Source organism: Trichocoleus desertorum ATA4-8-CV12 (assembly GCA_019358975.1).
Lineage (GTDB): Bacteria > Cyanobacteriota > Cyanobacteriia > FACHB-46 > FACHB-46 > Trichocoleus > Trichocoleus desertorum_A.
This window is the reverse complement of the sequence record JAHHIL010000089.1, coordinates 1-10,653: the sequence shown is the minus strand read 5'-3', so window position 1 is coordinate 10,653 and position 10,653 is coordinate 1. Positions and strand designations below refer to the sequence as shown.

Below are 10,653 nucleotides of genomic sequence, written 5' to 3'. Positions count from 1 at the left end.
GATAGCAACCCGGTCAATGGTTCACTCTCAGCATAAAGGAAACCCATGAATCAGGAACTACGCTTCCTAGTGAAGTTCTCTAGCAGGAATTGACAATCATCATTGCGGGAAAGCGCAAACTCGACTTTAGGTTATTCGCATCATGAATAGTGGCAAGGCGGGGAGTCGTTGAAAAATGTTGTTAATTCGGGTTCTCAAATATTGCACTTTCCCGCAAACATGATCTGTGGTTGCCTACCTGTGATCTCAAAGCGTCGTTTTCTACAGTAGGGAAGGTAAGCGAAACTCTATTTGCTAGCGAGGAACCTTCCATGCTTCAGCCTTTTCGCCGCTCAGCGATCGCACGCCTCGGTACGCGAACCCCTGTTGCTAGCCTCATCCTTAGATCAAGCAATTGCGATTAACCCTACAAATTACGACTAAAGGCAATGGCAAAGTAGCCGTCAGAAGCATTCTTTTGTATCGTACAGGGCAAAAAAAGGAGATGCAATCCTATGACTCACCGGTTCAAGCGACAAATCTATTACTATGCGCTCACGGTTAGCCTTTTGATGAGTGTGTTGCTCGGGATAGTTCCGGTAGCACTAGCAAAATACCGTCCCCCCGCCAAACCGTCAGCACCGAAGGGAACGAGACCCAATATCACGCGTGGTGGCAACTGCGATCGCAGCGCCACCATCGGCTTAACCACACTCGTTCCATTGAGCCATGTTGGGCAAACTAGCTCCCAGCATCCATCATTCTTCTGGTTTATGCCCGAGCGCCAAGCCTACCCCCTGCAATTTCGGCTCTTCACGTCCAATGGACAACCGCTTTACCGCACTCAACTACAAAGCCAAGCAGGAATCATGCAGTTCTCCCTGCCTCAAAGTCAGCCCGGACTGGCGATCGGACAAACCTATCGCTGGCAGGTAGTGTTAGTCTGTGACCCGCAGGCTCCTTCGAGGAATGTCGTGGCGGCGGCAGAAATCGAGGTGGTCAAGCCTGATGCGCCGTTGCAGACTCAACTTGCTGCCGCGGCAACACCCCAACAGCAGAGCAACCTGTATGCAGAGACTGGGCTATGGTATGACGCGATCGCCGCCGCACTCAAAGCTTCTGAGACGGTTCAAAATCAGTCACCCGTGTTGGATTTACTCGGTTCTCTTGCCAGTTCGGAAGCCCAACTGTTGCAGGAATGGAGCGATCGCCTGAAGCAGATTGAAGCGATCGAACGACAGCGCCAAGAGCCACAACCCAGACCCTAGAACTCATGAAACTTGCCCCCAAACAGATCAAATCAAGCAAACGCAAGGTGCGATTGCCCCTGGCAACTGCGAAGCACTCGCGGTTCCTCCTGCCCCTTGCCTTTTGCCTTTTGCCTGTTACTTTCTGTCTTCCTCTCCATACTCCACCTCCCGCTGTTGCTCAGGCGATCGATACCCGTAAAGCCGAAGCCGATCGCCTGTTGCAGCAGGGAATTCAACAATATCAGACTAGCCAATTCCAAGCCGCGCTAAATTCCTGCCAACAGGCATTGCAAATTTATCGTGCCCTCAAAAACCGCCAACGGGAGAGTGTAACCCTGAGTAACTTGGTAAGCATTTACAGGGTTCTGGGCGAGTATGACAAAGCCATTGAATATGGGCAGGAAAGTCTTGCGATCGCCCGCGAAATTAAAAATCGCCTGGGGGAAAATGAGGCACTAGGCATTTTGGGAAACACTTACCATGCCCTGGGTAACTATAACAAAGCCATTGAGTACTTACAGCAACAGTTAGCCATCGCCCGCGAAATTAAAAATCACCAAGGGGAAAGTGTGGCACTAGGTAATTTAGCAGGTGCTTACCTCTATCTGGGCAACTATGCCAAAGCCATTGAGTATTTACAGCAACAGTTAGCCATCGCCCGCGAAGTTAAATACCGCCGAGGGGAAGGTGTGGCACTAGGTAATTTAGGACTTGCTTACCGCTCTTTAGGGAACTACGTCAAAGCGATTGAGTATTTACAGCAAAGTCTAGCGATCGCGTACGAAATTAAAGACCGTCAATTAGGAAGTACGACACTGGGCAATTTAGGAAATGCTCACCTAAAACTGGGCGACTATGACAAAGCCATTGAATATTCACAGCAATATCTAGCCATCGCCCGTGAAATTAAGAACCGCCAAGGGGAAAGTGAGGCACTAGGCAGTTTAGGGGGCGCTTACCTCAGTATGAGCGACTATGCCAAAGGCATTGAGTATTCACAGCAATATTTAGCGATCGCCCGCGAAATCAAAGACCGTCAAGGGGAAGGTGTGGCACTAGGCAATTTAGGGCTTGCTTACGGCTATTTGAGCAATGAGGTTCAGGCGATCAAATATATTCAGCAATATTTAGCGATCGCCCGCGAAGTTAAGGACCGCGCGGGGGAGGGTCTAGCACTTAACAACCTTGGAGTGACATTCTTGAAAGCTGGCAACCCCACAGAAGCCGAAAAAATGTTGGTGCAGGGGATTCAAGTGTGGGAATCAATGCGGCAAATGCTTGGCTCCAACGATGCGAATAAAATCTCCATTTTTGAAGGACAAGCTGCCACTTATCGGACGTTACAACAAGTCCGCGTGGCTCAGAATCAACCGATTGCCGCCTTAGAAATTGCCGAACGGGGACGCGCCCGTGCCTTTGTCGATCTCCTGACTCAGCGACTATCATCTGGTTCTGCCAATCCGCTTGTCGCCTCTGCTCCTAACCAAGCCCAGATCCGCCAAATCGCGAAAGCACAGAATGCAACTTTGGTGCAGTATTCCATCATTTACGATGAGTTCCAGATCCAAGGAAAACCAGTAGGACAGGAATCCGCGCTCTACATCTGGGTGATTCAACCCACAGGCGAAATCACCTTCCGCCAAGTTGACCTCAAACCCCTCTGGCAACAGCACAACGCCTCTCTAGCTAACCTCATCGTTGGCAATCAAGAATCCTTGGATATTCGCAGTCGCAGTAACAATCGCTCCACAAAATCTGAACCCAACTTCAACTTACAACGTCTGTATCAGCAACTGATTGACCCGATCGCCTCTCTGCTTCCCAAAGACCCCAAAGCCCATGTCATCTTCATTCCTCAAGGCTCCCTCTTCCAAGTGCCTTTCCCCGCCCTGCAAGATGCTAACGGCACCTACCTGATCCAAAAACACACCATTCGCACCGCCCCCTCGATTCAGGTCTTGGATTTGACTCGGCAACAACAACAGAAGCTAGCCACTCAGCCCGCCAGTGGTCGTGGTAAAGCTCTCGTATTAGGCAATCCCACCATGCCCCAAGTTTCCCTATCGCCCGGAGAGCCAAAACAAGCCCTATCGCCCCTTCCCGCAGCCGAAGACGAAGCCGAAGCGATCGCCCCGCTGCTCAACACTCAAGCCATCATCGGTGATCAAGGCACCAAAGCCGCGATCGTTCAAAGAATGCCTCAGGCATCGATCATTCACCTCGCTACTCATGGGTTGCTGGATGATGTACATGGATTGGGTAGCGCGATCGCTTTGGCTCCCTCTGGCAACGATGACGGCTTATTGACCGCAGCCGAAATCTTCGATATGAAACTGCAAGCCAGCCTGGTCGTTTTGAGTGCCTGCAACACGGGAGAAGGCAGAATTACCGGAGATGGCGTGATTGGCTTGTCGCGCTCTTTAATTTCAGCAGGCGTGCCCAGTGTAATTGTTTCCCTCTGGGCAGTTCCCGATGCGCCGACCGCAGAATTGATGACCGCGTTTTACAAGAACCTTCAGAAGCAGCCCAATAAGGCACAGGCACTCCGGCAGGCCATGTTAACCACGATGGCAACGCACCCCGAACCGAAAGATTGGGCAGCTTTCACGCTGATTGGAGAAGCAGAGTAGCGCTGCTTTGAAAGACGCTCGACTCAGACGGATGAAGGCAACCCCTGCCGTATCTCACCTAAACCTCTCCACCTAAAACATATTTCTCTCGATCCAAAATCATCACGGAGTTTTGTTTCACGGTTGAAGCCCACAAGTAGACGTATCAGGAGGCTCGAGTATGCGACATCAGTCAAATCGACAGTCAAATCGACCTATTCTAGGGATTATATTCATTCTCTTGGGGTTGGCACTTGCTGGTTTCTTTCACGCTCCTCGTCTAATCTCTTCGCATTACTTTCAACAAGGACTCACGTCGTATGACGAAGGGGATTATCAAGAGTCTGCCTTAGCTTTTCGTCAGATAATTAAGCACGATTTAGATAATGCAGATGCTTATTACAATTTAGGGTTGGCGCTCAACCAAGCAGGGGAAGTTGATCAAGCGATCGCGGCTTACCGAAAATCCCTTGAACTGACTCCCGAAAACCCAGAAGACATTTATCTCAGCCTTGGTTACGCCTTGCAGGATCGTGGCAGGAATGACGAAGCGATCGCGGCTTATCAAACCACGATTGAACTGAATCCGCGCAGTGCCCGTGCCTACGCGAATTTAGCTGCTCTACTGTATCAGCGAGCCGATATTGACGGAGCGATTACAGCCGCTCGCAAAGCTGTTGAACTAAAGCCTAATAATGCAGAAGCTTTGATTACTCTCGGAGCGGCTTTATTAGATCATGGGCATCTGGAACAAGCCAGCACCAAGCTAAAGCGAGCAATTGAGCTTAAGCCAGATAATGCGATGGCTCACAACAACTTAGGAACAGCCTTAAGTCAGCAAAAGCAAGCAGACAAAGCGATCGCTGCATACCAAAAAGCAATTGAGCTAGACCCGAAGTTGGCGATCGCCCACGCGAATCTGGGATTGGCCTTATCTAAACAAGGAAAGCAAACTGAGGCTCTGTCTGAGGTTGAGAAGGCAGTAGAACTTGATTCAAAATCGCCCGAGTCCCACTACGCTCTGGGAGCAGTGCTGCTCGCCCAAAATCGGCTACCCGAGGCAATCTCAGCGCTGAAGCAAGCTGTTGCACTGAGCTACCACGATGCTGAGTCTCACTTTCTTTTAGGAGTTGCTTTGTATACCGATCGACAGGAGCCAAATGGGATTGAGCATCTAAGGCAGGCAGAAGAACTCTCTAAAGCACAAGGCAAGGTGAGCCTGACGAAGCAGATTGAACAAGCGTTACAAGACCTTGAGAGGGTATCGTCATGACGCGGAGAGATGGAATGGGCAGAATTTTCTTTTTCATGCTCATGCCTGGTTTCTTCTTCTCAATCGCAAGTTGGATGTATTTGACAATTCCTGATCGCTACCGAGCCGAAGTTAACTTTCGTTCAAAAGCGCTTTCAACCTCTGGCATTGTCGCTGAGAAAAACCAACAAACAACTTGTGTTGGAGGAGGGCTAGGTGCTTGCACATCCAGTTGCAACATGACTGTCAAATTTCAGACCCACCAGGGCAGAACGATTGTATTTTCGAACAATTGCACCTCTGCCAAGAAAAATCAAACCGTTCCCGTTTTGTATGACCCAGAGACTGCTTCTGTGAAAGCGCGAATTGATGTGGGAGATAGTCCTGAGAGTCGAGCAAACGGCGATCGCCTGACTAGCTTCATGTTTGCACTGTTTGGAATTGGCTCTGTCGCTGTTGGCTTCTCAATTTATAGAACCCCTCCAACACAGACCTGAGAAGTTAACTACGATGAAAACTACGATCTTACTAACGCCTCCACTCTAAAACTCATCGCCTCTTAGCCCAAAATCATCACGGAGTTTTATTTCACTATGCTCCCTCAGTTGAAACGGTTCAAACGAGTAAGCCGTAGCGCTAAACGGGTTTTCCTCGGTGTTATTTCCTGTATGCTCTGCCTGCTGCTGTCTGAGCCATTTCTGATTGCTTTAGGGCAACCCAGAGTCAGGGTAGTACCGTCAGATTTAGAAGATAGCAAAGTTCAGATATTGGCTCAAACTGCCACCTCTCCTGCAGATGGTAAACCAGAACCGCGAGTGTTAGTTGCGGAAGTCGTGGTGCAGGGCGCATCGGGAAAGCTACAAGAAATTGCTTATCAAGCGATCGTCACCAAATCGGGGCAGGCGACAACACGATCGCAGCTCCAAAAAGATATCAACGCCATCTTCAAAACAGGCTGGTTCAGCAACGTTAAGGCGGTACCAGAAGATACTCCCAAGGGCGTACGGGTTACATTTATCGTGCAGCCCAATCCAGTACTGCGTCAGGCGAAAATCGTGTCGGTTTCAGGGAATAAGCCTGTCCTGCCAGTAACGGTGGTGGATGAATCTTTTCGATCGCAATACGGCAACATTCTCAATCTGCAAACCTTTCAAGCAGGTATTGACAAGCTCACTCAGCGTTATCAAGCCAAAGGCTATGTCTTGGCAAAAGTGCTGAAAGATCTAAAGATTTCTGAAGATGGCATCGTGACTTTGAAAATTGCGGAAGGAGTGATTAATCCCGTGATTGAGTCCGTGCGGGTGCAGTTCGTGAACTCGGAAAATAAACCAACAAACGTTCAGGAGCAGTTGGTTGGCGATAAAACTCTTGCCTCTGTGATTCTCCCGGCAGTCAGGTCGAAGCCCGGCATGGTTTTTAATCGCGCTCAACTTGAACAAGACCGGAGACGAGTCCTTAGCTTAGGCATTTTGAAGGATGCGAAGTTGGCATGGGAATCTGGCAAAAATCCTCAGCAAGTGGCTGTAGTACTGAATGTACAGGAAATATCGGGCATCACTGAGAAGTTAGTGAGCAAGGCAGAACGTGTGAACAGAGCGGAGGCAGACTTACAACGGGCACGCTCCCAAAAAGACTCGATCGCCGAAGCCACAGCACTGCGAACTCTTGCCGAAGTGCAGTCTAATGTTGCCCTCTACCAAACTGCCCTCAAACTCTCTCAAACATCTAACGATCAAGCAGGAGCAGCAGAAGCACTCAAGGGATTGGCTTATATCTACAACAATCAAGCCGACAATAAAACAAACGACAGTAACAACGAAAATAATAAAAAGTCCATTGACAAAGAGAAGAAAAAGCAAGCCATTTCCACCTATCAAGCTGCACTGAAGATTTATCAAAATCTCAACAATGACACCCAGGCTGCCATCATCTTGAATAATATCGGCTATCTTTTTCAGGAGTTGGAGGATTACCCGTCGGCGATCGCCACTTATCGCCAGGCCGCACCGCTGTTCCAAAAATTAAAGCAACCCTTCTGGCAAGCACTAACCCTGGGTCATCTGGCAGCTAGCTACCGAGAAATCGATGAGGTTGATCAATCTTTGGTGACCCACCAGCGAGCTCTATTGCTCTGGCAATCTCTGCAAGAACAGCCCAACCAACTTCAATCGTCATCACTACTAACCAGCGTCGATCAACCAAACGATCGCCAAAGTCAAATAAGTGCCTCCTGGGTATACCCTTTCCAAGGTGATATCCAGTTTTACATTGGCACCAATGACCTGCGAAAAAGCAGCCTTGCCGATGTACGGTTTGGGGAAGCGATGACGATCCTTAACATCGGTGGCATTTACCAAGCCGTTGGGGATTATCAGCAAGCACTCTACACCTTTAAGGAGGCTTTACCGCTTCTCCAAATTTTCCGCAGTAACATCCAAGAGCTGGTACAGGATGGTTCGATTGATTCTCCTTTAACAGGCGAACTCTTGGTCGGAATCGTGGATATATTTGAATCATTTTTAATGAGTACGCTTTACGCAGACCTGGGCTGGCAGCAGCAAGCTCAGAACTACCGCGATCTCGTCTTAGTTGGAGGACACACTCTTCTAGAAAAAATGCAGCAAATCGCCACGACAACTGGACAAACACCTGAGCTAGAGAGCTTTCTGCTTATTATGAGTCCTCTATTCAGTGTTTTTAGTAGTTCTATCTCTAATGCTGGTAGCAAATTATCTGAGGTACAGAGCAGCCAGATAGTTATTGATTGGATTAACCAGTCCATGCCATTCATTCAAGAACTCATTGCCAAACAGCAATTACCATCTCAGTGGAAACCTTATCGCCCCTGGCTAGAAGCGGCATACAACTACTTTCTAGGCGAGGAGCTAGCGAGGGCAAGTAAACCTCAGGAGGCAGTCGATGCTTATCGGCAAGTGCTGGCACAGTGGAAAAGTCTGCTGCCACTCAATCTGCAAACTCTACGATCGCTAAATACCAATACTTCTACCCTCTCCTCTAAGTTCTCCATTACGGGCAACGTGTCGTTAATTTCAGAGAGCTTATCAAAGGGTTTAGAACTTGTAGAATACATTCCTCACGCTACTGTCTACAAAGCACTAGGTAAGGCATTGCTGGCATCGGGCAAAAGCCAGGAAGCCATTGGAGCGCATCAGCAAGCAGTACAAATTTTGCAGGCTGGTCGAGACCGTACCTCAAAAACCAATCCTACTCGCACTCAACCAACCAATGCGCTTAATCAGTTTTTGCAAATTGAGCTGACAAAAATCTCTGATGGTGTGAATGCCGATACGTTTTATCAATTGGGCAAAGCCTATGCCGCAAATCAGCAGAATGCTCTGGCGCTGGAATCATATAATCGCGCCTTACCGCTGTGGCGCAAAGCCGATAAGATTTTGCAAGAGGCTGACACCTACTGGGAAATGGCGATCGTCCAACGGCAGCAGGGCAATTTAGCTCAAGCAGAAACCCAAATCGAAACTGCGATCGCTCGAATTGAGTCAGGAGCAGCGCAGATTAGCGATCAACAGCAACAAAAGACTAACCCCACGCCCCAGAAATCTAGCCCCTACAAGTCCTACATCAACTTAGTGGATTATCTCGCCTCAAAGCAGAATTACTATGGGTTTTACATTGATTTACTCATGCAATTGCACCAGCAATTCCCCACCTCTGGCTATGAAGAGTTAGCATTTGAAGCTAGTGAGCGATCGCATGCCCGCAGTCTTCGCGCCATGCTGAATCGCTCCATGCGCCAACCTACGCACTCAGATTTCATCAACCTGTTAGACGGTGTGCAAGCCATTCAACTTGCTCAAGTTTCATCCTCAAAAGCTCTGCAACAGCAAATTCTAGATAACAAAACTATCCTGCTAGAGTACGCTTTAGGCGAAGAACGCAGCTATCTGTGGGCAGTGACGCAAAGGGGGCTGCAAACCTATACCTTGCCGAAGCGAGCCACGATAGAAGCCGTCTCACGGGAATTTATTGAACTGATGCAATCACCGCTCTACCGAGTGGGCGCTCTTCGTGGTGCTGCTCCACAAGTAGCTTCCGATGCGGTTCAAGTCGATGCTGCCACACAACTTAGCCAGATACTTTTGGAACCTGTCGCGGGGCAATTGGGCAATAAACGGTTGTTGATCGTCAGCGATGGCATTTTGCATTACCTACCATTTGCAGCCTTGCCCAAGCCCGGAACCGCCGGAAAAAATCAAGTTCCTCTATTGGTCGATCATGAAATTGTGAGTTTACCTTCTGCTTCGATCCAGATTGAATTACAGCATCGAGCCAATTCTAAAGCACCAACTAAAACTTTGGCAATGCTGGCAGATCCCATTTTTAGCCGCGACGATCAACGCTTCCAGCATCGCGCCCCTGATCTCACTACCGATGTTGAAACTCTTTATTCGCGCCTACCTGCCACACGACAGGAGGCGAGTCAAATTTTGGCGTTAGTTCCCTCTGCCAAAAGGCTATTGAAATTGGATGCTGCTGCCAGCCGTCGAATTGCTATGAGTCCAGAATTGGCGCAGTATCGAATCGTTCATTTTGCCAGTCACGGCATTCTCAATAGTCAGAATCCGCAGCGATCGGGCATGGTTTTGTCGATCGTCAATGACCAAGGAGCGCTTCAACGCAGTCTACTGTCTACCGCTGATGTGTTTAACCTGAAGCTATCAGCAGATTTGGTAGTGCTGAGTGGGTGTACTACCGCGTTGGGCAAAGAAATTCAGGGTGAGGGGTTAATTGGTCTGACCGGAGGATTGATGTATGCAGGTGCCAAGCAGGTTGTTGCGGGGTTGTGGGATGTGAATGATGACTCCACAGCTCTGCTCATGACTCACTTTTATCAAGGTATGTTGAGCCAAGGTTTACCAGCCGTTGCTGCCCTTAGAGCCGCACAACTTAAGCTGTGGCAGAGCCAGAATTGGCAAGCCCCCTATTATTGGGCCGCCTTTACCCTACAAGGGAGTTGAAAAGATGCGCCAACCGCAACATTAATGCAGACGTGTTATAGTGCTACGCATCAAGTTTAGGGCAAAGGGGGTGTGGGGGCTTCGCCCCCAGCCAGGGGTTTCACCCCTGCACTTCGTCTTAACCTTTATCAGTACTGCTATATCAAAACCTTCAGAAAAATTCTAAGACGCAGGCACTACGGCGGGCGATCCTAACCAGGATGAAAACTCATCCCCAACCGAAAGATTGGGCAGCATTCACGCTGATTGGAGAAGCAGAGTAAGGCATCTACGAAAAACGATCGCTAGTGGGTTAGGGCTAGGCCAGACGTTGCAATAACGCTGGGCGATCGCAGGCTAACATCATCGCTACGACTGCTGATTAATACAAACCTCAGTTTCTCTTTTCATCCACGACAACGCGGCTAATTGCTGAATTTGCGATGACTGAGACTACAAATAAGGGGGTTGCAAATAAATAACACCCCTGTCAAGCAGGAAGAATGGTGATATCCCATTTGGGTAAAGTTTCAGACCGTTGCCAGAAGGGGAGATAGGATTCTAATTCCTCAGCCAGCAATTTGATT

General features: G+C 49.0%; 6 protein-coding genes. All 6 read left to right on the top strand.

The features are described 5' to 3' along the window. Positions 1–494 precede the first annotated feature (494 nt). The 6 genes from KME12_27410 to KME12_27385 all read left to right on the top strand — a co-directional run bounded on the left by KME12_27410 (position 495) and on the right by KME12_27385 (position 10,350). Positions 495–1,247: a DUF928 domain-containing protein gene (locus KME12_27410; protein MBW4491490.1), complete on the top strand. Its 753-nt coding sequence runs from the start codon at positions 495–497 to the stop codon at positions 1,245–1,247. A 5-nt stretch (positions 1,248–1,252) separates the two neighbouring features. Beyond that, entirely contained in the window at positions 1,253–3,859 is a 2,607-nt protein-coding gene (locus tag KME12_27405) for a CHAT domain-containing protein (GenBank protein MBW4491489.1), read from the top strand. Between the two features lie 160 nt (positions 3,860–4,019). Continuing rightward, entirely contained in the window at positions 4,020–5,111 is a 1,092-nt protein-coding gene (locus KME12_27400; GenBank protein ID MBW4491488.1) for a tetratricopeptide repeat protein, read from the top strand. Then, positions 5,108–5,587, top strand: coding sequence for a hypothetical protein (locus KME12_27395; GenBank protein ID MBW4491487.1), 480 nt, complete (start codon positions 5,108–5,110; stop codon positions 5,585–5,587). Before KME12_27400 ends, KME12_27395 begins: the two co-directional genes overlap by 4 nt. Before the next feature lie 96 nt (positions 5,588–5,683). Further along, positions 5,684–10,087 (top strand): CHAT domain-containing protein, encoded by a 4,404-nt coding sequence (locus tag KME12_27390; GenBank protein ID MBW4491486.1) that lies wholly within the window; start codon positions 5,684–5,686, stop codon positions 10,085–10,087. A gap of 134 nt (positions 10,088–10,221) precedes the next feature. After that, on the top strand, positions 10,222–10,350 hold the full coding sequence (locus KME12_27385) for a CHAT domain-containing protein (GenBank protein MBW4491485.1): 129 nt from the start codon (positions 10,222–10,224) through the stop codon (positions 10,348–10,350). Positions 10,351–10,653 lie beyond the last annotated feature (303 nt).

Excerpts from the sequence above, each read along its gene's own strand:
- KME12_27410 (MBW4491490.1), top strand. The coding sequence starts at position 495 with ATGACTCACCGGTTCAAGCGACAAATCTATTACTATGCGCTCACGGTT.
- KME12_27405 (MBW4491489.1), top strand. The coding sequence starts at position 1,253 with ATGAAACTTGCCCCCAAACAGATCAAATCAAGCAAACGCAAGGTGCGA.
- KME12_27400 (MBW4491488.1), top strand. The coding sequence starts at position 4,020 with ATGCGACATCAGTCAAATCGACAGTCAAATCGACCTATTCTAGGGATT.
- KME12_27395 (MBW4491487.1), top strand. The coding sequence starts at position 5,108 with ATGACGCGGAGAGATGGAATGGGCAGAATTTTCTTTTTCATGCTCATG.
- KME12_27390 (MBW4491486.1), top strand. The coding sequence starts at position 5,684 with ATGCTCCCTCAGTTGAAACGGTTCAAACGAGTAAGCCGTAGCGCTAAA.